The 25,563-nt window shown below is 71.5% G+C and carries 22 protein-coding genes; 12 read left to right on the top strand and 10 right to left on the bottom strand.

Going from position 1 to position 25,563, the window contains the following annotated elements:
- Window positions 1–101 precede the first annotated feature (101 nt).
- Both AAEP80_RS08180 and AAEP80_RS08175 read right to left on the bottom strand, forming a co-directional pair.
- Window positions 102–3,359: a UvrD-helicase domain-containing protein gene (locus tag AAEP80_RS08180; protein ID WP_420366653.1), complete on the bottom strand. Its 3,258-nt coding sequence runs from the start codon at window positions 3,357–3,359 to the stop codon at window positions 102–104.
- A complete protein-coding gene (locus AAEP80_RS08175) occupies window positions 3,356–6,508 on the bottom strand; it encodes a PD-(D/E)XK nuclease family protein (protein WP_420366652.1) in 3,153 nt (1,050 codons plus the stop codon). Before AAEP80_RS08175 ends, AAEP80_RS08180 begins: the two co-directional genes overlap by 4 nt.
- A 102-nt stretch (window positions 6,509–6,610) precedes the next feature.
- On the opposite strand from AAEP80_RS08175, the gene AAEP80_RS08170 reads away from it, so the two are divergent.
- Complete coding sequence (locus AAEP80_RS08170) at window positions 6,611–6,835, top strand: DUF3107 domain-containing protein (protein ID WP_420366651.1); 225 nt, start codon at window positions 6,611–6,613, stop codon at window positions 6,833–6,835.
- A 62-nt stretch (window positions 6,836–6,897) separates the two neighbouring features.
- Window positions 6,898–7,140, top strand: coding sequence for a hypothetical protein (locus tag AAEP80_RS08165; protein ID WP_420366650.1), 243 nt, complete (start codon window positions 6,898–6,900; stop codon window positions 7,138–7,140).
- Window positions 7,141–7,218: 78 nt separating this feature from the next.
- On the opposite strand, the gene AAEP80_RS08160 is transcribed toward AAEP80_RS08165, so the two are convergent.
- Complete coding sequence (locus tag AAEP80_RS08160) at window positions 7,219–7,932, bottom strand: ferritin-like fold-containing protein (RefSeq protein WP_420366649.1); 714 nt, start codon at window positions 7,930–7,932, stop codon at window positions 7,219–7,221.
- 87 nt (window positions 7,933–8,019) lie between these two features.
- Between AAEP80_RS08160 and AAEP80_RS08155 the strand changes: the two genes are divergently transcribed.
- Window positions 8,020–9,504, top strand: coding sequence for a DEAD/DEAH box helicase (locus tag AAEP80_RS08155; protein ID WP_420366648.1), 1,485 nt, complete (start codon window positions 8,020–8,022; stop codon window positions 9,502–9,504).
- Between the two features lie 172 nt (window positions 9,505–9,676).
- Here the strand turns inward: AAEP80_RS08155 and AAEP80_RS08150 are convergent, their stop codons facing one another.
- Window positions 9,677–10,549: a PHP domain-containing protein gene (locus AAEP80_RS08150; protein WP_420366647.1), complete on the bottom strand. Its 873-nt coding sequence runs from the start codon at window positions 10,547–10,549 to the stop codon at window positions 9,677–9,679.
- Between the two features lie 68 nt (window positions 10,550–10,617).
- On the opposite strand from AAEP80_RS08150, the gene AAEP80_RS08145 reads away from it, so the two are divergent.
- Window positions 10,618–12,102: an aminopeptidase P family protein gene (locus AAEP80_RS08145; RefSeq protein ID WP_420366646.1), complete on the top strand. Its 1,485-nt coding sequence runs from the start codon at window positions 10,618–10,620 to the stop codon at window positions 12,100–12,102.
- A gap of 9 nt (window positions 12,103–12,111) precedes the next feature.
- Window positions 12,112–12,588, top strand: a complete 477-nt coding sequence (locus AAEP80_RS08140) for a GNAT family N-acetyltransferase (RefSeq protein WP_420366645.1) — start codon at window positions 12,112–12,114, stop codon at window positions 12,586–12,588.
- 277 nt (window positions 12,589–12,865) lie between these two features.
- Here AAEP80_RS08140 and AAEP80_RS08135 read toward each other — a convergent pair whose 3' ends face one another.
- Complete coding sequence (locus AAEP80_RS08135; protein WP_420366644.1) at window positions 12,866–13,879, bottom strand: general stress protein; 1,014 nt, start codon at window positions 13,877–13,879, stop codon at window positions 12,866–12,868.
- 103 nt (window positions 13,880–13,982) lie between these two features.
- Here AAEP80_RS08135 and AAEP80_RS08130 point away from each other — a divergent pair, with 103 nt between their 5' ends.
- The 4 genes from AAEP80_RS08130 to AAEP80_RS08115 all read left to right on the top strand — a co-directional run bounded on the left by AAEP80_RS08130 (window position 13,983) and on the right by AAEP80_RS08115 (window position 18,461).
- Window positions 13,983–15,299: a magnesium transporter MgtE N-terminal domain-containing protein gene (locus tag AAEP80_RS08130; RefSeq protein WP_402729100.1), complete on the top strand. Its 1,317-nt coding sequence runs from the start codon at window positions 13,983–13,985 to the stop codon at window positions 15,297–15,299.
- Window positions 15,300–15,348: 49 nt separating this feature from the next.
- The gene (locus AAEP80_RS08125) at window positions 15,349–15,849 is read left to right on the top strand and encodes a DUF1003 domain-containing protein (RefSeq protein WP_402729348.1); all 501 of its coding nucleotides are present in this window, start codon (window positions 15,349–15,351) and stop codon (window positions 15,847–15,849) included.
- Window positions 15,842–16,996 (top strand): Mrp/NBP35 family ATP-binding protein, encoded by a 1,155-nt coding sequence (locus AAEP80_RS08120; protein ID WP_420366643.1) that lies wholly within the window; start codon window positions 15,842–15,844, stop codon window positions 16,994–16,996. Before AAEP80_RS08125 ends, AAEP80_RS08120 begins: the two co-directional genes overlap by 8 nt.
- A gap of 163 nt (window positions 16,997–17,159) precedes the next feature.
- Window positions 17,160–18,461, top strand: coding sequence for a carbohydrate-binding protein (locus AAEP80_RS08115; protein WP_420366642.1), 1,302 nt, complete (start codon window positions 17,160–17,162; stop codon window positions 18,459–18,461).
- A gap of 146 nt (window positions 18,462–18,607) precedes the next feature.
- Here the strand turns inward: AAEP80_RS08115 and AAEP80_RS08110 are convergent, their stop codons facing one another.
- Entirely contained in the window at window positions 18,608–18,976 is a 369-nt protein-coding gene (locus tag AAEP80_RS08110; RefSeq protein ID WP_420366641.1) for a Sec-independent protein translocase TatB, read from the bottom strand.
- A 62-nt stretch (window positions 18,977–19,038) separates the two neighbouring features.
- Between AAEP80_RS08110 and AAEP80_RS08105 the strand changes: the two genes are divergently transcribed.
- Window positions 19,039–19,671, top strand: coding sequence for an O-methyltransferase (locus AAEP80_RS08105; protein WP_281267208.1), 633 nt, complete (start codon window positions 19,039–19,041; stop codon window positions 19,669–19,671).
- 1 nt (window position 19,672) lies between these two features.
- On the opposite strand, the gene AAEP80_RS08100 is transcribed toward AAEP80_RS08105, so the two are convergent.
- Together AAEP80_RS08100 and AAEP80_RS08095 are read right to left on the bottom strand one after the other, a co-directional pair.
- On the bottom strand, window positions 19,673–20,341 hold the full coding sequence (locus tag AAEP80_RS08100) for an AAA family ATPase (RefSeq protein ID WP_420366856.1): 669 nt from the start codon (window positions 20,339–20,341) through the stop codon (window positions 19,673–19,675).
- A 151-nt stretch (window positions 20,342–20,492) separates the two neighbouring features.
- Window positions 20,493–20,663, bottom strand: a complete 171-nt coding sequence (locus AAEP80_RS08095; protein WP_017887054.1) for a DUF3117 domain-containing protein — start codon at window positions 20,661–20,663, stop codon at window positions 20,493–20,495.
- Window positions 20,664–20,790: 127 nt separating this feature from the next.
- On the opposite strand from AAEP80_RS08095, the gene AAEP80_RS08090 reads away from it, so the two are divergent.
- The gene (locus AAEP80_RS08090; RefSeq protein WP_420366640.1) at window positions 20,791–21,954 is read left to right on the top strand and encodes an AI-2E family transporter; all 1,164 of its coding nucleotides are present in this window, start codon (window positions 20,791–20,793) and stop codon (window positions 21,952–21,954) included.
- On the opposite strand, the gene AAEP80_RS08085 is transcribed toward AAEP80_RS08090, so the two are convergent.
- Window positions 21,933–23,195, bottom strand: a complete 1,263-nt coding sequence (locus tag AAEP80_RS08085; RefSeq protein WP_420366639.1) for a mannosyltransferase family protein — start codon at window positions 23,193–23,195, stop codon at window positions 21,933–21,935. The two genes, AAEP80_RS08090 and AAEP80_RS08085, sit on opposite strands and share 22 nt — an antisense overlap.
- The gene (gene dapE / locus AAEP80_RS08080; protein WP_420366638.1) at window positions 23,180–24,262 is read right to left on the bottom strand and encodes a succinyl-diaminopimelate desuccinylase; all 1,083 of its coding nucleotides are present in this window, start codon (window positions 24,260–24,262) and stop codon (window positions 23,180–23,182) included. Before dapE ends, AAEP80_RS08085 begins: the two co-directional genes overlap by 16 nt.
- 35 nt (window positions 24,263–24,297) lie before the next feature.
- Between dapE and dapD the strand changes: the two genes are divergently transcribed.
- Window positions 24,298–25,257, top strand: a complete 960-nt coding sequence (dapD, locus tag AAEP80_RS08075) for a 2,3,4,5-tetrahydropyridine-2,6-dicarboxylate N-succinyltransferase (RefSeq protein WP_420366637.1) — start codon at window positions 24,298–24,300, stop codon at window positions 25,255–25,257.
- Window positions 25,258–25,563 lie beyond the last annotated feature (306 nt).

Here is a 25,563-nt window from a genome sequence, read left to right as displayed (position 1 = left end):
GTCGTCCGGTGCGCCTCCCAACGACGATTCCCGACCGGTCAGCGGGAGTGGGCGGCCGGGAGGCTCGGGGCGGCTCCGCCCCCCCCCCCCCCCCCGTCGCGTCAGCCGACGGCCGCGGTCCAGGCGCGCTCGAGCCCGGCGCGGTCGAGGAGCTCGGTCGGCCGGACCTCGAGGTCGTCGGCCACGAAGTAGAACACCGCGTCGATCTCGTCCACCGGTCGCCCGGTGAACTCCGCGTACGCCACGCGGTACAGCGCGAGCTGCAACTGCCGCCGTTCGAGGTCGGTCCCGCCCGACGGCGCCTTCCCGGTCTTCCAGTCGACGACCTCGATCCGGCCGTCGATCTCGTAGACGGCGTCGAGCTTGCAGACGACGCTGTGCCCGAGGAACGGGATGTGGATCTCGCGCTCCACCTCGACGGGGGTGAGCCCGGCCCACCGTGAGCGGGCGAAGGTCTCCTGGAACTCCCCCAGCCGTCGGGCGTCGTCGTCGCTGACCGCGGCGTCTGCCGGTGCGGACTCGTCGAGGTCGATGTCGAGTTCGTCGTCCCACGCGTCGAGCGTCTCGAGCGCACCGCCGGCACGCCCACGCTGTTCGACCCACTGGTGGAAGAGCGTGCCGAGACGGGTCGCACGGTACGGCCGCTCCGGCATCGGTCGGCGCAGCCGCTCGGCCACAGCGTCCGGCTCGGTGAGGTAGTCCTTGAACCCCGACGCCGGCACCCGGTGCGGCACCACCACGCGGTGCTTGCCGGAGCGGCTCGCGCGACGTTCCGCGAGGAGCAGGTCGATGTCCGCGGCGAACCGCCCGGCGGCACCGGGGTTCGCGTTCCGGACGCGGTCGGCCGCAGCCTGGACCCGGACGGCGCGAGCGCCGAACGGCACGTGTGGCCAGGACTGGGTCGCGCCGGCGTCGCCGAGGGGGTTCTCGTCGTGCACGGTCGTCTCGGGGATCGCGCCGCCGTCGATCACACCCGCCTCGACGAGGTCCCCGAGGTACCGGCTGGGCTGCATCGGCTTCACGCCGCCGGCCCAGAACGAGCCGGACACCAGGAGCTCGTGCCGCGACCGGGTCAGCGCCACGTAGGTCAGGCGACGCTCTTCGTCCTCGTTGCGCGACTTCACCTCGTCCTTGAACGCGTCGATCGCGACCGTGACGTCCTTCTGGGAGTCGTGCCCCCGCCACGCCAGACGCGGCAGCTCGTCGGCGTCGCCCCGGAACTCGTACGGCAGCCGCCCGAAGCCGATCCAACCGGACGAGCCCTCCTGCGGGCGGGCCGGCAGTGCGCCCTCGACCAACCGGGGCACCGCGACGGCGTCCCACTCGAGCCCCTTCGAACCGTGGATCGTCAGGATCTGCACGGTGCCGGACTCGGGTTCCTCGGACCGCGGTCCCATGTCGTCACGACGGGCAGCCGCGTCGATCCAGCCGAGGAACGCCCCGAGATCGGCACGGTCGTCGATAGCGACGAACCCGGACAGCTCGTCCACGAAGGCGTCGAGGAAGGCGCCGCTCCCCTGCTCGTGCGCGGCGACCTCGATGTCCAGGTGCATCTCCTGCACGACGAGTGTGACGAAGTCGACGAGGTCCCCACCTGCGCGGGACCGGAGCATCGCGAGCTGCTGTCCGAGCCGACGCATGCGTGCACGCCCGGCCTCGGTGATGCCCTCGAGCGCACCGTGGTCGTCCGGCGCGACGGCGACGAAGTCGAGTGCGTCGACGACCGAGCCGTGCTCGCCGACCGCGACGGACGCCCGGAACGCCGCGGTGACGTCGTCGTCGAGGCGCTGCTGGGTGTGGTCCCGCTTGAACAGCCACTGCGCCAGCCCGTGCAGCGCAGCGATGTCCGCAGCACCCACCCGCCACCGGGCACCGGCGAGCAGCCGGATCAGGTCGTTGCCGGCAGCCGGGTCGTGCAGCACGCGCAGGCACGCGACGAGGTCGACGATCTCCGGACGCTGCAACAGCCCCCCGGTGCCGAGCACGTGGTACGGCACACCCCGGTGCCCGAGCGCCGCGGTGAAGGCGGCGAGGTCCTTGCGGGCACGGAGCAGCAGCGCCATCGACCCGTTGGGGTTGCGACGCCGGTGGTCCTCGAACCAGGCGGCGACGGCGTCGGCCTCTTCCGGCAGGGTCTCGGTGAAGACGGCACGGACGTCGCCGGAGTCCGCGCCGGGACGCGGGGAGAGCCGCTCGACGTCGACGTCGGACGCCTCGGACAGCGGGGAGACCACGGCGTTCGCCCCGGCGAGCACGTCCACCGGGTTCCGCCAGCTCGTCGACAGCGCGAACGTCCGCGGTGCGAGGTCACCGGCGCCGCCGAAGTCACGAGGGAACCTGGCGAGGTTCGCCGCACTCGCGCCGCGGAACCCGTAGATCGACTGGTGCGGGTCCCCGACGGCCATGACGGCGTGCTCCCGGAACAGCCTGGCGAGGAACCGCGTCTGCACGACGGAGGTGTCCTGGTACTCGTCGAGCAGCACGACGCGGAACCGCTGCCGGAGGTCCGTGACGACGCGCGGAGCGGCCTCGGCTGCGGCGAGCGCCAACGCGATCTGGTCCGAGAACTCGACGAACCCGCGGTCGACCTTCTGTCGACGGAACTCCTCGACCAGGTCGGCGAGCGGCTCGAGTGCGCCGATCGACGCGACCGCGGCGGTGATCGCTGCGTACGGCTTGCCGCGGTTCCCGGGGAGTTCGAGGAGCTCCGTGAACTCGATCGCGAACCGGCGCAGCTGCTCGGGTTCGACGAGGTGCTCGGACGCGGCACCGGCGAGCGCCACCACGGCGGCGGTGATCGTGTCGACGTTCCGGTCCAGCCCGGCGAGTCGGTCGTCCCGCGCGGCGACGACGACCCGTCGCGCGAGCTGCCACGCGGACGGCTCGGTGAGGACCTGGGACTCGCCGTCGCGGCCGACCAGCAGCGCGTTCTCGCGGAAGACGCTGTTCGCGAAGGCGTTGTAGGTGGACACGGTCGGCGCTTCGAAGGCGTCACCCGGGGTGATCAGCCCCGCGGACTCCAGCGCGGCGATCCGGTCGTTGATGCGGATCGACAGCTCGCCGGCGGCCTTGCGCGTGAACGTCAACCCGAGGACCTCGTCCGGCCGCACGTGTCCGTTCGCCAGCAGCCAGACGACGCGCGACGCCATTGTCTCGGTCTTGCCGCTGCCTGCTCCCGCGACGACGAGGGCGGGAGCGAGCGGCGATTCGATGACGGCGCGCTGTTGTTCGGTCGGACGTGGTCGCCCGAGCGCGTCGGCGATGGCGTCGGCGCCGTGGCGGACCGTGGTGCCGGGCGCAGCAGGCGCGCCGGTCGTGCCGGTCGCGGCAGGCGTGCCGGTCATGTCGGTCGTGCTCACCAGGTCACCTCTCCCACCACGTGGATCCGGCACTCGACACCGGTGCGCGCCTTCTCGCAGTGGTCGTCCACGTTCGCGACGAAGGTCCGGCCGGCCATGCCGCGGGCCACCGCGTGCAGGCGTTCCCGGTACGCGGCACGGTCATCGGCGTCGAAGGCGTGCTGCGTGCGCTCCGAGTAGGCGTGCCCGCCCTTCGGGTTCTGCACGAAGACGAGTCGGGCATCGGCCATCGGCGACCCGGCGGGCACACCGTCGACCGCGCCGTCCTCCACCGCGAGCTGGTAGGCCCCGAGCTGCGGGTGCTCCGGCATGTCGTTCTTCTCGCTCGGCATGCTCCGCCCGGTCTTCAGGTCGACGACGCTCACGGTGCCGTCCGGGTCGATCTCGATCCGGTCGATGCTGCCGCGGACCCGAGCCGGCCCGGTGACGAGCGCGAACGAGGTCTCCGCACCGAGCAGCTGCCGACCGGCGGCGGCGAAGGTGCGCAGGTAGTCGCTCAGCCCCTCGATCATGCGGCGGGTCCTGGCACGCTCGCGGTCGGCGATCCACGGCGACTCGAAGGTGAGCTCACCCCAGCGGGCGTCCACCCGCTGCCAGAGGGACTCCACGTCGATCTCCGTGGCGTGCTCCATCGCTTCGTGGACGATGGTGCCGATGCCCATCGCCGGGCTCGGTGCCCCGCCGCCGAACGTCTGCACGAACCAGTGCACGGGGCACTCCTCGAAGGTGCCGATCCTGGACGGGGACACGCTGACCGTCGGCGGGGTGGGTTCGCCGCTGACGGGGTCCGGTTGCGGGTCGACGTCGAGGTCCACGAGCGGGTCGTCTGTGGTGACCTCCGCCGTGCCGTACCAGTCGTCCGGTGACGCGCCGGGGACGTCTTCCGCCGCCAGGCGCGCCAACGCGGAGGCCGCTTCGTGGTCCCCGGTGGAGACCACCCGACGCCGGAGCGACCCGGCGAGGCCGCGGAGGGACAGCGGGTGCACGGTGGGTTGCCGATCGGGCGGCACGGGGACGAGCCGGACGAACGGCGACGGCGCTTCGTCGTCGTTGGCGATCGTCCCGATGACGACCTGGGTGGTCGCGCGGGACACCGCCCGCGCGAACAGCCGCAGCTCGTCCCCGATCACGGCCGCACGGTCGTCGACGGGGGCGTGGTCGATCCCGGCGGCGGAGCGGACCAGGCCGTCCGGGTCGAGCAGGCTGCCGCGCACCCGGGTGTTCGGCCACACGCCGTCCTGCAGTCCGAGGACCACGACGACGTCGGTCTCGAGGCCGATCGTCGCAGACGGTGTCAGCACGCGCACCCGGCCGGCCGTGCGATCCGGGCCGATGCTGTCCTCGGCCAGGTCGGCGCCGAGCACGTCGTCGACGAACACCCGGGCGGGTGCGTCCGGCGTCCGCTCGACGAACCGCTTGGCGGCCGTGAACAGGCCGACCACGGCGTCCAGGTGCCGGTCCGCCTCGGCCGCTCCGACGCCGCCGGCGAGGGACTGCCCGCCCCAGATCCCGGCGAGACCGCTGCGCTCCCAGAGCCCCCAGAGGATCTCCTCGATGCTGGCACCGGCGTCGGCGTCCGCTCTGGCCTGCACGAGGCTGCGCGCGAGTCGGGTCGCGCGTCGGGCGAAGGCAGCGTCCACGGTTGCGAGGCGCTCAGGAGCCCCCAGCGCGTCCACGAGCAGCTCGTCGGCGGTCCGGGAGCCGCCACCAGCGAGCTCTTCACGGCGCAGCGCGAGCCGGAGCCGACGCATCGCGAGCGTGTCGAGCCCACCGAGCGGCCCGGTCGCGAACGCGGTGGCGAGGGTGGCGTCGAGGGACAGCACACCGAGCGACACACCGGCCGCGTCGATGAGGGACCGCGCGGCGGTGTCGTCCCGTGGGCGCGTCGGGGCAGCGCCGGCGGTCGCCGGGACCTCTGCGACGGAGAGGGCGCGGACGAGCTCGGGGATCGCCGCGCCGCTCCGCGTGACCACGACCATGCGGTGCCACGGGACGCCGTCGAGCAGGTGGTGTTCACGCAACCGCCTGGCGATCGCGACGACGAGCGCCGATCGACTGCCGGCGTCGAGGTGCAGCACGGAGTCGGCGCGCGCGTCCGTGTCCGCGGCGACGGCCGTGCGCTGACGCCCCGCGGCGGCGGCACCGACACGCCCGGTGATGGCAGAGACGAGCGCACGGATGGGCGCGGGGTGGCGGTGCACCGTACCGAGGACGATCTCCTGGACGCGGTCGACGCCGAGCCGCGGTGCGAGCCGGCCGAGGACGTCGGGCTCGGCGCCGCGGAACGCCGATGCCGCGATGTCGGGATCTCCGAACGCGACGACCTGCACACCGGAGCGCGCCAGGGCCCCGAGCAGGGCGATCTCGCCCTCGACGAGTTCCTGGGTGTCGTCGACCACCAGGAGCCGGAGCGCCGCGACGGCGGGTGGGAGTTCACCGCGGAGCACCGCGGCGGTGGCGAACGCGACGAGTTCGGCCGCGTCGAGACTCGTCGCACGGAACGCGGTGACCGCCGCGCGGTACTCGTCGACCAGGTCGCCCACCGCACGCCACTCGGGACGGCCGTGGTCGTCACCGAGCTCGCGCATGTCGTCGGGTTCGACACCGGCGGCGACGGCGCGCATCATCACGTCACGGAGCGCCGTGCGGAACCCCGCGCGCTCCCGGACGACCGCCGTGATGGGCTCCGGCCACGCCGGCCCGGTGCCGTCGGTCTCGTGCCCGGCGAGGAGGTCGCCGAGGATGCGGTCCTGCTCCCCACCGGTCAGCAGCGTCGGCGCCGGCTGCCCCTGGACGGCTGCGGCGTGCGCGACGATCTGGAAGGCGAGGGAGTTCACGGTCCGTGCGAGCGCGCCGGGGGTGACGCGTTCGACGGTGACGGCGAGGTGGTCGCGGAGCGCGGTCGCCGCCGTGCGCGAGGAGGTCAGGGCGAGCACGGTGGCGTGACCATCGGCGATCGCGTCCGGACGCCGCAGCCGAGCTGCGACGAGCCGCGCGAGCGTCGAGGTCTTGCCGGTACCCGGTGCGCCGATCACCGCGGCGTGCACGTCGTCCGGCAGGGCGAGGACCGCCGCCTGTGCCGGGTCCGCCACGAGCGCGCGCGACACCTGCTCGGGAGCGGGTGCTGGTGTCAGCGTGGTCTGCGGCACGCTCGTACGGTACCGACCGCGACCGACATCGCCCCGTCCCCACCCCGTGCGCCCGCGGCGAACGCACCGGACCGGCGCGGACCCCTCGGATATGGTGAGCACGTGGACATCAAGATCGGCATCATCAACAGCCCGCGCGAGATCGCCTTCGAGACGAAGCAGACCGCTGAGGAGATCGAGCAGGCCGTCGCGGACGCGCTGTCCTCCGACGCGACGCACCTGACGCTGCAGGACGACAAGGGCCGCAAGTTCATCGTCCCCGCGGTCGCCCTCGCCTACGTCGAGTTCGGTGCCGAAGAGGCCCGACGCATCGGCTTCGTCGCCTGAGCTGACGCGTGGAGCTCCTCTTCGCCGTCCTCGGCGGCATCATATGCGGCGCTATCGCGCACGTGATCCTGCCCTGGCACTCGACGCGCGGACAGCTGCTCGGCCCCGCGGTCGGCGGCATCACGGCCGCCGTCCTGTGGGAAGCGCTCACCTGGGCCGGCTGGCAGTACGACGCCACCTGGATCTGGGTCGTCGCCCTCGTCGGTGCCGGTGTCGTCGCCCTCGTCGTGGAGTGGCTGCTCGGCCGCAACCGGACGGCCAAGGACACCGCCTTCTACGAGCAGGTCAAGGCGCGCGGCGCCTGAGACAGCCGGCAAGAACGAGGCGACCGACCATCGGACAGGAGGCTCGTGGCGGCGTCGCCACGAGCCTCCTGTCCGTCGTCAGGCCGTCAGGCCGAGCGCGTCCATCCGCCTGGTGTGCGCCGCGATCAGCTCGGTCCACACCGGCTCGAGCCGGGACTGGTCCTGCCTGGCGTGCGATGCGAGCGCTGACCGCGCGACCAGGAGCGTGTCGCCCACGAGCCGCCGGCCCCACATCGCGAGCCGCGAGGCCACCTGCGGCTCCTCGTCGATCCGCGCGCTGAGTTCCTCGACCACGGCGGGCTCTTCCCGCGCGTCGAACACCGAGCCGAGCCGCTGCCGGACGTCGTTCGGGAGCGAGCGCAGCAGGTTCGCGAACAGGTCGTTGAGGATCCCGGCGGTGACGTAGCCGGTGAGCATCGACTCGTACCAGTCGGCGCCGCTCGTCCGCTCCAGGAACACGTCGATCGCGGCGCGGTGCGGTGCCATCAGCTCGGCGGGGTCCTCGCCGAGGCGTTCGATCTCGGCCACGATCGACCGGTGCCGTTCGAGCGCGGTCGTCGCCAGGACACCGGTCACCAGGCGACCGGACAGCGTGGGAGCGCCGGCCCCTGCACGGCCCATCGTCTCGTACAGCGAGAGCTGGAGGTAGGCCGCCTGCCCGAGGTACACGTCGAGCTCGGGGCTGACGTCGTCGAGCTGCAGGCGCTCCGTCTGGGCGGCGTTCTTCGGGTTCCGCGACGCGAGCCACTGTGCTGCGAGCTGCGCCGCGCGCTTCCGATTCCACCACGACACCACGCGACCAGCATAGGGGCCGCGACGGCGCGCACCTCGCACCCCGGTAGACTGGCTCGGACTCCCCGATAGGACAGGGTGACCTTCTTGACTTTCTCAGACCTCAACATCGACCAGGACATCGTCGATGCGCTGGCCGGCAAGGGCATCATCGAGCCCTTCCCGATCCAGGAACAGACCATCCCCCTCGGCCTCACCGGCCAGGACATCATCGGCCAGGCGAAGACGGGTACCGGCAAGACCCTCGGCTTCGGCCTGCCGCTCATCCAGCGCCTCGGCGCAGACCCCGCGCACGGCGTCAAGGCGCTCGTCGTCGTCCCGACCCGCGAACTCGCGGTGCAGGTGACCGAGGACCTCGAACTCGCGTCGTCGAACCGCCCGACCACGATCGTCTCGATCTACGGCGGCAAGGCGTACGAGGGCCAGGTCGAGCAGCTCAAGGCCGGCGCGCAGATCGTGGTGGGCACCCCTGGGCGCCTCATCGACCTGCACCGGCAGCGTCTGCTCGACCTCTCCCACGTGCAGGAGGTCGTGCTCGACGAAGCCGACCGCATGCTCGACCTCGGGTTCCTCTCGGACATCGAGCGGATCTTCCAGGCCGTGCCCGCCGTGCGCCACACGATGCTGTTCTCGGCCACGATGCCGGCGCCGATCGTGGCCCTGGCCCGCCGGTTCATGACGCGTCCGGTGCACATCCGCGCGACGGACCCGGACGAGGGCCTCATGCAGGCCAACATCAAGCACGTCATCTACCGCGCGCACTCGCTCGACAAGGACGAGGTCATCGCCCGCATCCTGCAGGCGAACGGCCGCGGCAAGACCGTGATCTTCACCCGGACCAAGCGTGCGGCGGCGAAGCTGGTCGAGGAACTCAAGGACCGCGGCTTCAACGCCGCAGCGGTGCACGGCGACCTCAACCAGGAGCAGCGCGAACGTGCGATGGCCGCCTTCAAGGCCGGCAAGCGCGACGTGCTCATCGCCACCGACGTGGCGGCCCGCGGCATCGACGTCGACGACGTCACGCACGTGATCAACCACACGATCCCGGACGACCCGGACACGTACCTGCACCGCGCCGGCCGCACCGGTCGCGCGGGCAAGACCGGCATCGCGGTCACGTTCGTCGACTGGGACGACCTGCACAAGTGGACGCTCATCGACAAGGCCCTCGAGTTCGGCATCCCCGAGCCCGTCGAGACCTACTCGTCCTCGCCGCACCTGTTCGAGGACCTCGACATCCCGCAGGGCACGAAGGGCCGGCTCCCCGGCTCGTCGTCCCACGCCGCCACGGCGGGCACCGCGGAACGCACCGGGTCACGGCCGCCGCGTCGTTCCGGTGACTCCTCCGACTCGAGCGAGTCGCGTCCGCGTCGCCGCACCCGGACAGGAGGCTCGGATCGCCCGGCAGCATCGGCTGCGGACTCCGCCCCCACGGCCGAGAGCACGGGTCCGGACGCCGCCGAAGGTGACGGTTCGGCACCGAAGCGCCGTCGGCGTCGCCGTCGTCGCGGGGCCGGCACGGGTGGCGAGGCGACCGCCTCGGCACCGCAGCCGGCGTCGGACGGCGAGTAGCGCCTCCAGTCCGAAGGGCCCGTCGCTGACGCGACGGGCCCTTCGGCGTCCGGGCGCTGTTCGGCCGGGCCCTCCTCGCGAAAGCGACAGCGTGCGTCCAGCCGTTCGCGGCGATCAGTCGCTTTCGCGGAGGGGACAGAACGCCCGAGGCGGGATGTGTCGCCTTCGCGGGTCAGGGCAGGCGCGAACCCGGGCCGACCACCGGGGCCGACCCCGTCGCCTGCGAGAGGATCTCGTCGAAGGCGCGGCGTGACGTGCGGTGCTCGCCGAGACGGTTCGGCTTCCCGGTGCCGTGGTAGTCGCTCGAGCCGGTGACGAACAGGCCGTAACGGTCCGCCCACTCGAGCAGGGTGCGCTTGCCGTGGGCGAGGTTCTCGCGGTGGTCGACCTCGAGTCCGCCGAGCCCCGCGTCGACGAGCTCGCGGAGGCCCGCCTCGTCGATGACGATCCCGCGCGAGGTCGCTGCCGGGTGCGCGATCACGGGGACGCCCCCGGCGGCACGGATGAGTTCGACGCCACGGAGCGGTGTCGGGGCGTCGTGCGGTTCGTAGTACCCGGAGGCCGGGTGCAGGATCCCGCGGAACGCCGCGCTGCGGTCGGGTTCGAGCCCTCGGGCGACGAGGGCGTCGGCGATGTGCGGCCGGCCGATCGTCGCACCGGGGCTCGCCTGTGCGAGGACGTCCCGCCAGGTGATCGGGTGGTCCTCGCCGATGCGGTCGACCATGCGGTGCGCTCGGGACAACCGGCCGTCACGGATGCGCTCGGTCTCGGCCGACAGGGCTGCGTCGTCGGGGTCGACGAGGTAGCCGAGGACGTGCACGCTCCGGTAGCCGATGCGCGTGCTCAGCTCGAGGCCCGGGACCAGCGTCAGCGGGAGCTCGCGAGCGGCGTCAGCGGCGTCCGCCCATCCCGCGGTGGTGTCGTGGTCGGTCAGCGCGACGGCGTCCAGTCCGGCGGCCGCCGCTGCCCGGACGAGGTCGGCGGGCGGCTCGGTGCCGTCGGAGACACTCGAGTGCGCGTGCAGGTCGATGAACGGGTCGGGCACGCGCCAATCGTATCCACAGGTGAGCAGGCACACAGACCGGGCGTCGAGCGCGGTGCGATGATGGGGGCATGGCCGACACGACTCCCCGCGCAACGAGCAACCGCTCCACCACCCCCGGCTCCTCGACCTTCAAGGACTTCATCGGGTCCCAGTGGGCCGAGCGCGACCGCCCCGTGCCAGCAGCACGTGAGCAGGCTGCTTTCGCCGCCGCCCGTCGGGCCCGCATCTCCGAGCTCCACCCGGGTCGGACGATCGTGGTCCCCGCCGGCACCGCGAAGGTCCGCTCGAACGACTGCGACTACCCGTTCCGCCCGCACTCCGCGTTCGCACACCTGACCGGCTGGGGCACCGACACCGTCGTCGGCTCCGTGCTCGTGATGACGCCGAACGGCTCCGGGCACGACGCCACGCTCTACTTCCGCTCGACCGCTGGACGCGACTCCGAGGAGTTCTACGCGAACCCGGAGATCGGCGAGTTCTGGGTCGGTCCGCGCCCCTCGCTGGACGAGGTCGCCGCCGACCTGGGCATCGCCACGGCCGACCTCGGTGAGTTCTCCGGGGTGCAGGACACCCTCGACGCCTCGGTGCTCGTCGTCCGGGACGCCGACACCGAGTTCACGCGCTCCCTCGACGAGCGCCTCGGCTCCGCGGTCGGTGGCGCTGCCGCGACCGACGACGTCGCGGCGACGGACGACGTGCTCGCCCGAGACCTCTCCGAACTCCGCCTCGTCAAGGACCCGTACGAGGTCAACGAGCTCCGCAAGGCCGTCGACGCGACCCAGCGCGGGTTCGCCGACGTGATCGCCGACTTCGACGCGGTCCTCGCACACCCCAGGGGCGAGCGCATCGTCGAGGGCACGTTCAACCGCCGTGCCCGCGCCGACGGCAACACGGTCGGGTACGACACCATCGCGGCGTCCGGCCACCACGCCTGCATCCTGCACTGGACCCGCAACGACGGCGCCGTGCAGCCCGGTGACCTCATCCTCATCGACGCCGGCGTCGAGGTGGACTCGTTCTACACCGCGGACATCACGCGCACGCTGCCGGTCAGCGGCACGTTCACGTCCGTGCAGCGTCTGGTCTACGAAGCCGTGCTCGAGGCCGCTGACGCTGCGTTCGCCATCGTGAAGCCCGGCATCACGTTCCGTCAGGTGCACGCGACGGCGATGGAGGTCATCGCGCGCAAGACCGCCGAGTGGGGCTTCCTGCCCGTCTCGGCCGAGGAATCACTGCAGCCGGACAACCAGTTCCACCGCCGGTACATGGTGCACGGCACCAGCCACCACCTCGGCCTCGACGTGCACGACTGTGCGAAGGCCCGTCGTGAGATGTACATCGACGGCATCATCGAGCCCGGCATGGTCTTCACGATCGAGCCCGGCCTGTACTTCCAGCAGGACGACCTGACGGTGCCGGAGGAGTTCCGCGGCATCGGTGTCCGCATCGAGGACGACATCCTCGTGACCGCCGACGGCGCCGAGAACCTGTCGATCGGCATCCCCAGGACCCCCTCGGAAGTGGAGGGGTGGATCGCCCGCACCGGGCGCTAGCCTGAGCGGGTGACGACACCCGAAGCTTCCTCGCAGAGCATCACGATCGACGTCGAGCACTTCGACTCGCCCGACGCCCAGCGGCTGCGTGCTGCCCAACGCATCGAGATCGACAGCACGTACGGCGGTGACACCGAGCCCGGTGACAAGCCCACTGCCGAGTCGATCGCGGTGTTCTTCGTGGCGCGAGACGAGGACGGCACGCCGATCGGGTGCGGCGGGCTCCGGCTCGTGGCCGACGGGGTGACCGAGATCAAGCGCATGTACGTCCGTCGCGAGTCCCGCGGAACCGGGGCGGCGACGGGGATCCTCCGACGCCTCGAGGAGGCAGCGCTCGACCTCGGCTCCCCCGCACTCGTGCTCGAGACGGGCACGGAGCAGAAGCGTGCGATCCGGTTCTACGAGCGCGAGGGCTTCAGCCGCATCGCGAACTTCGGCCCGTACGTCGGCGCCCCGCTGTCGGCCTGCTACTCCAAGGTCCTGTAGCCGCCCACGCCCACGCCCACGCCCACGCCCATGCTCGCGCGCGGCTCACCCGCGCCACCGGCCGCACGCGCGCCGGCGTTCGGGCACGGAGGTTCACCGCGATCGCGAGCGGTCACAACACCCCGTCGGCGCGACGCTCACCGGTCACGATCGGGCGGTTCGGAGGCGTTCGGACGACAGGTCGTGACCACTCGACGAACGCGAACGGGGCGTTGCGACCAGTCGGGCGTCAGCCCCCAGCGATCCGGGCGGGCTCGTGCGGTGAGGGGCCCGGGGGTCAGCTCCGGTCGTCGTCAGCCGACGGAGCCGAGCCGGACGGTGCGGGAGCGTCCGGATCCTCGGGAGCAGAGTCAGCGCGCGCGGGCGGCGTCGCACCGGGGACGCGCTCCCCGTACCGCGGCGGCTCATCCGCACGAGGTGCCGGAGCGGCGGTCGGCGCGGCCGGCTGCTGCGGAGCCGTCTCCGGGGTCTCGCCGTACCGCGGACCGTCGTTGGTGCCGTAGCGCGGCTGCGCACCGGGGACCGGTGCCGACGCGCCGGGCTGCCGCGGGCCTCCAGGCTGACCGAACGGCTGCCCGGGCTGCCCTGACGAACCCGGCTGGCCCGCCGAACCCGGCTGGGCCGACGAGCCCGGCTGACCGGACTGGCTGTGCGGCGTGGACTGCCCACCGTACGGCGACCCCGTCGGCGGACCGGGACGCCACGGCTCCTGGCGAGGAGGCTGTCCAGGCTGCCCAGACTGCCCCTGGAACGGCGCACCGGCGCCACTGCCCGGCTGCCCGGGGTTCCACGCGGCGTGCGGCGTCGCGCCGAACTGCCCGAGGATGCGCTGCGCCTGCCCGACGAGCTGCGGGTCGACGATGATCTGGTAGTTCGTGGCGAGCACCTGGTGCACGCTCGTGAAGTCCCGCTGCCGCTTCGTGATGGCGAACGAGACGATGCCGTAGAGCATCCCGAACGCGGCGCCGATGATCGCGGCGGCGAAGATGAGGCCGCCGGCGGTCGGCGAGAACAGCGTCAGCACGATGCCGAAGAAGAAGCCGAGCCACAGGCCCGACAAGGCGCCCGCAAGCGCCGCGCGCCCGTAGGTCATCTTGCCGGTGACCCGCTCGACGGTCTTGAGGTCGTTGCCGACGATCGAGAGCTTGTTCACCGGGAACTCCGACTCGGCGAGCTTCGCGACCACCGCCTGTGCGTCCGGGTAGCTGTCGAAGGTGCCGAGGACGTCCCCGCGGGGCAGCGTGGGGAACGCCTGCGCCGTACGACCGCGGAAGGGGCTCTGAGTGCTCACACAGTCATCTTCCACCGTCGTCCTTGCAATCGCACGAGAACCACCAGGGAACGACCAGGACGGACGGCCAGGGAACGGACGGGTGACCGGCTACGCTGGCGGGGTGAGCGCCTCGAAGGTATTCGTCGCCCGCCTCGCCGGGTGCTCCGTCTTCGACCCCGCCGGCGATCGCGTCGGCAAGGTCCGGGACGTCCTGGTGGTCTACCGCCGGGCCGACCCCCCGCACGTCGTCGGGTTGATCGTCGAGGTCCCCGGCAAGCGCCGCATCTTCGTCTCGGTCGGCCGGATCACGTCGATCGGTGCCGGGCAGGTCATCACGACGGGCCTCGTGAACATGCGCCGCTTCGAACAGCGCGGCGGTGAGGTCCGGGTGATCGCCGAGATGCTCGGGCGCAAGGTCCTCATCACGAAGGACCGCATCCGCGCCACGATCGAGGACATCGCGATCGAGGACCGGGGCCAGGGCGACTGGGAGGTGTCGCAGCTCTTCCTCCGCAAGCCGAAGACCACGCCGTCCCCGTTCGGCAAGGGGCCGACGACGTTCGCCACGTGGAACGAGGTCACCGAGGACGAGCTCCCCGGTGAGTCGCAGTCCGCCGAGCACGTCATCGCCGCGTACTCCGACCTGGTGCCGGCGGACCTCGCCTCGACGCTGCTCGACCTGCCCGTCGAGCGGCGCCTCGAGGTCGCCGAGGAGCTCCCCGACGACCGTCTCGCCGACGTGCTCGAGGAGATGCCCGACCAGGAACGGGTCGAGATCCTGTCCTCGCTCCAGGACGCGCGCGCAGCCGACGTCCTCGACCAGATGCAGCCGGACGACGCCGCCGACCTCCTCGCCGAGCTCTCCGACGAGCGGAGCGAGGCGCTCCTGCAGCTCATGGAGCCGGAGGAGGCGCAGGACGTCCGCATGCTCCTCGAGTACGAGCCGGACACCGCTGGTGGCCTGATGACCACCGAGCCCGTGATCGTCTCCGCGGACGCCACCGTGGCCGAGGGACTCGCACTCATCCGCCGGCACGAACTCGCGCCGGCGCTCGGCGCGAGCGTCTGCGTGACCCTGCCGCCGTACGAGCCGCCGACCGGCCGGTTCCTCGGGCTCGTGCACTTCCAGCGGATGCTGCGCTACCCGCCGAACGAGCGACTCGGCACGCTGATCGACCAGCAGACCGAGCCGGTCCGGGTCGACGCCAGCGCCGCCGAGGTGACGCGTGTGATGGCGACCTACAACCTCGTGTCCGTCCCCGTGGTCGACGACGCCCACCGCCTGGTCGGGGTGGTGACGATCGACGACGTGCTCGACCACGTCCTGCCGGACGACTGGCGGAGTCAGGGGGACGGCGAACCCGCCCGCCCCCGGACGAAGACCCGCAGGCCCCCCGTGAGCACCGGAAGGAGGACCGCACGTGGCACGAACGGATGAGAACCGGCGCGAGCAGCGTCCGGATGGCCGACTCGACTCCCCGAAGGGCATGCGGACGAGTGTCCTGCCGACCCGGCGCCGCTCCGGCCGCGGAGACGCGTTCGGCCGTGCGACCGAGGGCATCGCACGAGCGATGGGCACCCCCTGGTTCCTCGTCGGCCTGACGCTCTTCTGCGTCGTGTGGATGGGGTGGAACACCCTCACGCCGAAGCCGTGGCAGTTCGACTCCGCGGCGATCGGGTTCACCGCGCTGACCCTGGTGCTCTCCCTGCAGGCGTCCTACGCGGCACCCCTGATCCTGCTCGCGCAGAACCGGCAGGACGACCGCGACCGCGTCCAGTTCGAACAGGACCGGCAGCGCGCGGAGCGGAACCTCGCCGACACCGAGTACCTCGCCCGCGAGGTCGTCGCACTCCGCCTGGCGATGCGGGACATGGCGTCGAAGGACTTCATCCGCGCCGAGCTCCGATCGCTGCTCGAGGAGCTCGACCGGCGTGACGCGGACGACGCCGGCTTCGCCGACGAGCCCGGCAGCACCACCCGTGGCTGAGGCCACCGACGAACAGCTCGGCGCCGCGGTCCTCGCTGCGCTCGGCCGCGTCATCGACCCCGAGATCCGACGGCCCGTCACGGAGCTCGACATGATCCATGGTGTCGACGTCCAGCCAGGAGGCTCGGTGCGCGTCGACCTGCAGCTCACGATCGTCGGGTGCCCGGCCGCCGACACGATCGAGCGCGACGTCCGGTCGGCCGCCGGTTCCGTGGACGGCGTGCAGCACGTGGACGTGGACGTCTCGGTGATGGACCCAGCGGTCCGGAAGGCACTCACCGAACGCCTCCGCGAGGGACGTCCACAGGGCGTGCAGTTCACCGCGGACTCGCTGACGCGGGTGATCGCCGTGACGAGCGGCAAGGGCGGCGTCGGGAAGTCCACCGTCACGGTGAACCTGGCGGTCGCGCTCGCCCGTCGCGGCCTCCGGGTGGGCATCGTCGACGTCGACGTGCACGGGTTCAGCGTCCCGGGGCTGATGGGCCTCACGGACGAGCGCGGAGTCGCACCCCGTCCGACCCGGGTCGACAGCATGATCCTGCCGCCGGTCGCGCACGACGTGAAGGTGATCTCCATCGGCATGTTCGTCGACGATCCCTCCACCGCGGTGTCCTGGCGAGGCCCGATGCTGCACCGCACGGTGAACCAGTTCCTGTCCGACGTGTGGTTCGGCGACCTCGACGTGCTCCTGCTCGACATGCCGCCAGGCACCGGGGACGTCGCGATCTCGGTCGGCCAGCTGCTCCCCCACGCCGAGGTCCTCGTCGTCACCACACCCCAGGCAGCGGCGGCGGACGTCGCCGAACGCAGCGGCGTCGTCGCGCGACAGACCGGCCAGCGTGTGGTCGGCGTCGTCGAGAACATGGCGGGCCTCGTCCAGCCCGACGGCTCCGTGCTGCACCTGTTCGGTGAGGGCGGCGGCGCCGAGACCGCAGCCCGCCTGTCTCGAGGGCAGGACTCCCCCGTGCCGGTGCTCGGCAGCGTGCCGCTCTCCGTCCCGCTCCGCGAGGGCGGCGACGCCGGCGTCCCGGTGGTCCTCGGCGCACCGGAGGACGTCGCCGCGGTCGCCCTGACCGCGATCGCGGACCGGGTCGCCACGATGGGCCGTGGACTGTCCGGCCGGAAGCTCGGGCTGTCCCTCTCCTGACCGGCACCACACTCCGGTTCACGCTTCCTGTACGTCTCCTCATGGACGCACACCTGTTGCCGAGAGCAATATGCAGGGGTATTCCACAATGCTCCTGCGTATTCAGGGTGCAGGAGCTCCACCGTGCTGACGACGACGTCGGCCGAAGCATTGGAGAACCCAGGTGAACAGGACCACCAGGATCCGGATCGGCGTCATCGGCGCCGTGGCAGCAGCGCTCGCAGGGGGAACGCTCGCAGCCGTACCGGCCACGGCCGCCACCGCCGCGACGAGCTGCGCGACCGCGTGGGCGTCGGGCACCGCCTACAGCGGCGGGCAGACGGTCAGCGAGAACGGCACGAACTACACCGCGAACTGGTGGACGCAGGGCGACGACCCCGCGACCCACTCGGGCGCGACGGGCAGCGGGCAGCCGTGGACCTCGACGGGGGCCTGCACGGGCGGGACCACCACGCCCGGCGGCGGCACGGGCGGCGGCGGCACGACGAACCCCGGGAACGGCAGCACCGGCACCGCCAGCGGACTGGTCTTCAGCCCCTACAAGGACGTCACCGTGAACCTCGACTGGAACACGAACGTGATGAACACCGCGGTCACGGGGACGCGCATCCCGGTCGTCGGGAGCTCGAACAGCCTGGTCTCGACCAGAGAGCCCGGCCTCAAGGCGATCACCCTCGCGTTCGCGACCGGCACCTGCGGCAGCGAGAACTGGGGCGGGGTCGCCGCCGACGCGTTCGCGAGCGCCAACATCCCGAAGCTCGACGCCGCCGGCGTGAACTACATCGTCAGCACCGGTGGAGCGGCCGGGTCGTTCAAGTGTTCAGGCACTGCGCTCCAGAGCTTCATCGCCCGGTACGCGTCCCCGCACATGATCGGCGTCGACTTCGACATCGAGAGCGGGCAGTCAGCAGCCGACGTCCAGAACCTCGTGAACGCCGCGGCGCTCGCGCAGGCGAAGTACCCGGGCCTGCGCTTCTCGTTCACCCTCGCGACCCTGGCCGCATCCGACGGATCGTACGGCGGACTCAACAGCACGGGTGACGCCACCGTGAAGGCGATCAAGGCGTCCAGCCTGACGAACTACACGGTCAACCTCATGACGATGGACTTCGGCCGGGCCACCACGGCGAACTGCGTCATCGTCGGATCGACCTGCGAGATGGGGCAGTCCACCATCCAGGCCGTGACGAACCTGCAGCACACGTACGGAATCGCATCGTCGAAGATCGAGGTCACGCCGATGCTCGGGGTGAACGACGCCTCGGACGAGGTCTTCACGCTCGCCGACGTCGACACGGTGTCGTCGTACGCGAAGTCGCACGGGCTCGCAGGGGTGCACACCTGGTCCCTCGACCGCGACACCCCTTGCGCGACGCCGACGAGCACCGCGTCCGCGACGTGCAACTCCGTGACGGGGTCGGCGGCCCTCGCCTGGACCGACCGCTTCCTCGCCGACCTGAAGTAGCGGGTCGAACCGCGCGGAGGAAGCCGAATCGCGCGTAGGAGGCCGATCATCCGGGCCACCTACGGGCGATTCGGCTTTCCATTGCGGGCGGGATGGGTCGGAACGCACCACGGCCCGGGCGACGGTGTCTGGCGAGAAATCGGGCGTCAGGTCGCTTCGCCGTCGTACGGTGCCTTCTCGCCGGCGGCGAGCGGCACGATCGGTGCCGGCGCACGCACCTTCGTGGCGGTCACCTGCGGCGCGGCGGCAGCAGCAGTGCCGGTGCCGGAGTCGAGGAGCGCGTCGCGGATGATGCGGCGCGGGTCGTACTGGCGCGGGTCGAGCTTCTGCCAGTCGACGTCGTCGAAGTCCGGCCCCATCTCCTCGCGCATGCGGTCCTTGGCGGTGTCCGCGAACCGTCGGACCGCCTTGACGAACTCGGCGAGCTTCTGCGCGTACATCGGCAGACGCTGCGGCCCGAGCAAGAGCACGGCAATGATCCCGATGATCAGGATCTTGTCGAGCGGGATGTTCACACGAGCGAGCCTAACCCGAACCGGCCGAACTGCACCCTAGAGTTGTCGTTCGAGGAGTGTGCGTGTCAGAGAAAGAGTCGAACTGGAAGTTCGCGGAGGACATCGTCTCCGAGTCCGAAGTGATCGCCCGTGCCCGCGAGCACTCGCTCGAGCTCGGTGTCGAAGCAGTCGCCCCGTCGATCGGCGCGCAGATGAGTGTCATCGCGGCAGCATCCCGAGCGACCGGCATCATCGAGATCGGCACCGGCCTCGGGGTCTCCGGGCTGTACCTCCTCGGCGGCGCCCCGAAGGCCACCCTCACCACCATCGACATCGAGGTCGACCACCAGCAGTACGCCCGCGACGCCTACATCGCCGCCGGGACCGCGCCGTCGCGCGTCCGGCTGATCCCGGGTCGCGCCAACCAGGTGCTCCCCCGCATGAACGAGGCGTCCTACGACGTCGTCCTGGTCGACGCCGACCCCGAGCACGTCATCGAGTACGTCGAGCACGGGCTGCGGCTCGCGCGACTCGGGGGGACCGTCCTGGTGCCGCACGCACTGTGGCGCGGTCGGGTCGCCGACCCGGTGAAGCGGGACCGTGCGACGACCGACTTCCGGCTGCTGCTCACCGAGGTGTCGACCTCCGGTGCCGTGATCAGCTCGCTGTCCCCCGCCGGTGACGGCCTGCTGCAGATGACGAAGGTCACCGCCTAGCTCACTCGAGGTGTCGCAGGTACCGCTCCGGCGACTCGAGGAACGCGCGCTGGTTCCGCACCAGGTCGAGGTCGGCCCAGGCACTGCGCCGGAGGCCCCACTCCCCGACCTCGTGGATGGTCGCTCCGGGGAACGCCGCCAGCACGGGCGAGTGCGTCGAGAGGACCACCTGCCCGAGGCCGTCGTCGACGATCGCCTGCAACAGCCCGATGAGCGCCAGACACCCCTGGAACGACAGCGCCGACTCGGGCTCGTCGAGGATCCACAATCCCGGCCACTGCGACCGGTCGATCACGAAGTCGAGGAACGACTCACCGTGGCTCCGCTCGTGGAACACCGGCTCCGGCCGGGACCCCGGGTGTTCTTCGAGGTACGTGAAGAACCCGTGCATGGTCTCCGCACGGAGGAAGAACCCGCCCTTCGGTGCCCCCGGCTCCCGGTGCAGCGCGATGTGTTCCCACAGATCGGATTCGCTCGGGCGCGTGCTGTGGCCGGAGTTCGTCGACCCGCCTTCCGGACTCATGCCGAAGGCGAGGGCGATCGCCTCCACCAGGGTCGACTTGCCGGCGCCGTTCTCCCCGACGAAGACCATGACGGTGTCGAGGTCGAGCCCGTCGTCGAGCACCTGCCGGACGGGAGCGAGCGTCGCGGGCCACGCGCCGCGCGGCATCGGATCGGCGGCGTACTCCTCGACACGGCGGACGGATCGGCGGGAACGTGGCACGCGACCATCATGGCGGCGACCGACGACAACCGCGCACGGACCACAGAGGGCCCGGAACGTACGCGTTCCGGGCCCTCTGCTGTGGAGCGTCGACGAACTATGCCGAGACGACCTCGGCGAGTGCGTCGTGGAGTTCCTTGGCCTCGGCGTCGTTGACCGAGACGACCAGGCGGCCTCCACCTTCGAGCGGAACCCGCACGATGATGAGTCGACCCTCCTTAACAGCCTCCATCGGCCCGTCACCGGTCCTCGGCTTCATGGCTGCCATCAGATGTCCCCTTTCGTGCAGTACATGCCGTCCCATTATCCCGTACGGAGGGGCCAACTGCGAAACCGCCCAGGTTGGGGGCCATCGATCACGTCGTTCTCGCGACCTTTCTCCCTACCCTGTGTGCGTGCCGATCATTCCCTCCATGCGCCGTGCGGACCCCGCTCCCGGAGCCGACGACGCCGTGCCCGCCGGCATGCGCATCGCCGGCGCGTTCTCGTGGCGACTGCTCGTGGTCGGCGCGCTCCTGGCCGTCGTGATCGCGCTGGTCGTCCTGCTCAGCGAGATCGTCGTCCCGTTCCTCATCGCGCTGCTCCTGTGCGCGTTGCTCGCTCCGATGTCGTCGTTCCTGCAGCGCCACCACTGGCCGAAGTGGGCGGCGGTGCTGTCGAGCCTGATCGTCGTCGTCGTGGTGATCGGTGTCCTCGCCCTCGTCGTCACGGCACAGATCCGGTACGACCTGCCGTCGCTCGAACACCGGCTGCACGTGCAGATCCGCTCGCTGCAGTCGCTCCTCGACAGCGAGCCGTTCGGCATCACGGTCAAGCAGGTCAACGAGTGGGTGTCGAAGGGCACCGCGTACCTGCAGGCACACGCCTCGTCGATCCTCTCGGGCTTCCAGGAGGCCGGCACCGGGGCGATCCACGCGCTCGAGGGTCTGTTCATCATCGTCTTCACGACGATCTTCGTGCTCATCGACGGGCCGCGGATCTGGGCATGGGTCGTCCGGATCTTCCCGCGACGGGCACGGCCGCGCATCGACGTCGCCGGTGCCGCCGGGTGGAAGACCCTCACGAGCTTCATCCGCGTGCAGCTCGTCGTGGCGGTCACCGATGCCCTCGGCGTGGTGATCGGCGCGCTCATCCTCCAGGTGCCGCTCGCGATCCCGATCGGCGTGATCGTGTTCATGGGCGCCTTCGTCCCCGTCGTCGGCGCGATCGTCGCCGGCGTCGTCGCCGTGCTCGTCGCGCTCGTGTTCAACGGCTGGGTGCCGGCGCTCATCATGCTCGGCATCGTCGTGCTCGTGCAGCAGCTCGAGAGCCACGTGCTGCACCCGTTCCTCACGGGCAGCGCCGTCAAGGTGCACCCGCTCGGCGTCGTGCTCGGCGTCACCGCCGGGACGACGATCGCCGGGGTGGTCGGCGCCTTCTTCGCGGTGCCGTTCATCGCGACGGTCAACGCGATGGTGACGGCCGCCGCCGCGTGGAGGCCCGAGGACGGATCAGCGCCCGAGGCGCTCGACGCGAGCGCAGACGCAGCCCCCACCGATCACGGCGGGGTCCAGTCGTAGCCGTCGACCCACCAGCAGAAGTACATCCACACCCACTGCAGCACGACGCACAGCACGACGACCAGCACGCGGTACACCCGTGACCGCGGCAGCGCCACGATCCCGAGCAGCGGTGCGATCGGCAGCAGGATGCGCCACGTGCTGGACTGCGGGAAGAACACCGCGAGCAGGTACACCAGGTAGGCGACCGCCCAGAGCCGCAGCTCGAGCCCGATCCGCCGAGCGGGCGGCATGAACACGAACGCCGCGAACCCGACGAGCACCAGGACGAGCAGCAGCCCGCCGGCCGGCTGCCGGAACCACCACCCGAAGCCCTGCACCCACGGGGCGAACGGCACGAGCTCCTTCCACCCGATGTAGGACGACCGCCAGGCGAGCTCCGTGTCCGTGTACGCCTTCGGGACGCCGGTGACCGCCCACGCGATCGCCGGCCACGCGAGCCCGACCAGACCGGAGACGACCGCCACGACCGCCGGCGGGACGAGCGACCGGAACGACGGGCGCGACGGCATCCGCACCCACGCGGGCCGGAGCCACCACACGCCGATGAAGAGCACCATCAGCAGCGCGAACGCCAGCCCGGTGGGGCGGGTCATGCCGAGCAGCAGCACGACGGGCAGCATCGTCCAGAACCGGCGCTGCACGAGGAGGAGTAGCGCGACGACCAGCAGGAACAGCCCCATCGCCTCGGCGTAGGCGACCTGGAACATGACCGAGACCGGCGCGACGCAGAACAGCACCGTCGCGAACGTCGCCCGCGCCGGGTCGAGGAACCGCCCCATCAGCCGGCGGAAGACCAGCGCAGCACCCCAGCCGGCGACGAGCGACACCGAGACCGCGACGAGCTCGAAGGACGCCCCCGTGAGCAGCATCAGCCCGCGGACCAGGAACGGGTACGCCGGCATGAACGCCCACGCGTTCTCGGTGACGTGCCCTGCGGTGTCGAGCGGGAGCGTCGAGGGGTACCCGGACGAGGCGATCACCCGGTACCAGGCACCGTCCCAGATCGACGCGAACGACAGGTACGGCGGGTGCGACAACGTGAACGAGTTCGCGGTCTGGATGCTCGAGAACCCCATGAGCATCGCGCCGGTGACGATCCGGGCGAGCACGTAGACGACGGTGATCCGCGCCCACCAGGGCACGACCCGGTAGCGCGCACGCCAGCGCGCGACCCCTGGCCGTGGACGCCGGACCGGCACGGAGCCGGACGGCGACGCGGTGGTCACGCCGTCAGCCACCGACGCAGACCGTCCTCGACCGCGGTGATCTGCGCGACGGGGACCTGTTCGTCGTCGTGGTGTGCGAACACCGGCTCACCAGGGCCGTAGTTCACGGCGGGGACGCCGAGGGCCGAGAAACGGGCGACGTCGGTCCAGCCGTACTTCGGGCGGGGCTCTGGGCCGCCGACCGCGGCGACGAAGTCCTGCGCGAGCGGCGCGTCGAGACCCGGGCGTGCGCCGGCGGCCAGGTCGACGATGTCCACCTGGTAGCCGTCGAACAGCTCGCGGATGTGCGCGACGGCCTCGTCAGCCGAGCGGGACGGCGCGAACCGGTAGTTCACGTGGACCATGACCTCGTCCGGGATGACGTTGCCGGCGATGCCGCCGGTGATCCCCACGGCGTTGAGGCCCTCGCGGTACTCGAGCCCGTCGACCTCGACCGTGCGCGGCTCGTACGCGGCCAGGGTCGCCAGGATCGGAGCGGCCTTGTGGATGGCGTTGTCACCGATCCAGCTGCGGGCGCTGTGCGAGCGCTTGCCGTAGGCACGGATCTCGGCGCGGAGGTTGCCGTTGCAGCCGCCCTCGATCTGGGCGCCGGACGGCTCGCCGAGGATGGCGAAGTCGCCGGCCAGCAGCTCCGGGCGCGTGCGGGCGAGGCGTCCCAGGCCGTTCAGCGCATCGGACACCTCCTCGTGGTCGTACCAGACCCACGTGACGTCCACCGACGGTGCCGCCAGGTCGTACGCGAGCTTCAACTGCACCGCGCAACCCGCCTTCATGTCGACGGTCCCACGCCCCCAGAGGATCTCGGTGCCGTCCTCCGCCGTCCGGAACTCCGTCGGCAGGTTGTCGTTCAGCGGCACGGTGTCGATGTGGCCGGCGATCACCACGCGGCGGTCACGGCCGAGGTCCGTGCGCGCGACGATCGCGTCACCGTCGCGGATCACCTCGAGGTGCGGCAGCGGCGCGAGCACCGCCTCGATCGCGTCGGCGAGGGACCGCTCGTTGCCGGACACCGACTCGATGTCGCAGATGGCACGGGTGATGTCGATGGACGAGGCGGTGAGGTCGAGCTGCTCCGGCATGCGGTCACCCTACCGGGCACCACTACCCTGGAGCCGTGACCGACACCACCGCCCGCCCGACCTCCGCCTGGGGCCACGGCCTCGCGACCGTCGCCTCCGACGGCACCGAGCTCGACACCTGGTTCCCGGAGACGCACCTCGGCGCGCTCCCCGCGGACGCCGAGTTCCCCCTCGAGCTGCAGGAGCACATCGGCGAGGACGACCGCCGTGGGGTCCGCATCGAGGCCGTCACGGTCGAGATCGAGATCGACGCAGCCCCGGCCAGTACCCCGGACGCCTACCTGCGCCTGCACCTCCTCAGCCACCTGCACGTGCGCCCGAACACGATCAACCTCGACGGCGTCTTCGCCCACCTGCCGATCGTCGCGTGGACGAACGCCGGGCCCGTGCTCCCCGCCGACCTGACCCGCCTCCGCCCGTCCCTGCAGCGCGCGGGCATCGCCGTGCACGCGATCGACAAGTTCCCCCGCCTGGTCGACTACATCGTGCCGGACCGGGTCCGCATCGGCGACGCCAACCGTGTCCGACTGGGCGCACACCTCGCACCGGGCACCACCGTCATGCACGAGGGCTTCGTGAACTTCAACGCCGGCACCCTCGGCGACGCCATGATCGAGGGCCGCGTGTCCCAGGGCGTCGTCGTCGGGAACGGCACCGACATCGGCGGCGGGGCGTCCATCATGGGCACGCTCTCCGGCGGCGGCACGCACCGCGTCTCGCTCGGCGAGCGCGCACTCCTCGGGGCGAACGCCGGGCTCGGCATCTCCCTCGGCGACGATTCCGTCATCGAAGCCGGCCTCTACGTCACCGCCGGCACCAAGGTCGTGCTGGTCGGATCGGCGCCGAACCCCGACGGCACCCCGAAGACCGTGAAGGCAGCCGAGCTGTCCGGCGCGCCGAACATCCTGTTCCGCCGCAACAGCGTCTCCGGCGCCGTGGAGGCGCTGCAGCGCAAGGGCGAGGGCATCCAGCTCAACACCGCGCTCCACGCGTAGCGAGTTCGCAGGCGGGTCGCGGTCGCGCTGGGTCGCGCCGGGTCGCAGGACACGCCGCTCGGGTTCGCCGAGGTGTCACGAACTGTCGCTCCGCGCCCACTCGGCCGACCGTTCGTTACCCTCCAGCGGGAGTGGGCGGCACGTTGCGCGCCCTCGCGCCCGCCGCGCCACATACGGACGGGAGGCGCGGTGTCGGCTGGCACCGCGCCTCCCGTCCGCGCGAGTGGTCACAACACGCCACTCGGGTTTGCCGAGGGGTCACTTACCGTCGCTCCGCGCCCGCTTGGCCGACCGTTCATGACCAGT

Source organism: Curtobacterium sp. L3-7 (assembly GCF_048756585.1).
Taxonomy (GTDB): Bacteria; Actinomycetota; Actinomycetes; order Actinomycetales; family Microbacteriaceae; genus Curtobacterium.
This window is presented reverse-complemented; position numbering and strand designations above follow the sequence as displayed.

Bases quoted from the DNA above. Each gene is read 5' to 3' on its own strand.
- AAEP80_RS08125 (WP_402729348.1), top strand. From the start codon at position 15,349: ATGCGGACGAGTGTCCTGCCGACCCGGCGCCGCTCCGGCCGCGGAGAC.
- AAEP80_RS08100 (WP_420366856.1), bottom strand. From the start codon at position 20,341: ATGCCGCGCGGCGCGTGGCCCGCGACGCTCGCTCCCGTCCGGCAGGTG.
- AAEP80_RS08095 (WP_017887054.1), bottom strand. From the start codon at position 20,663: ATGGCAGCCATGAAGCCGAGGACCGGTGACGGGCCGATGGAGGCTGTT.
- dapE (WP_420366638.1), bottom strand. From the start codon at position 24,262: ATGCCGGAGCAGCTCGACCTCACCGCCTCGTCCATCGACATCACCCGT.
- AAEP80_RS08145 (WP_420366646.1), top strand. From the start codon at position 10,618: ATGGCCGACACGACTCCCCGCGCAACGAGCAACCGCTCCACCACCCCC.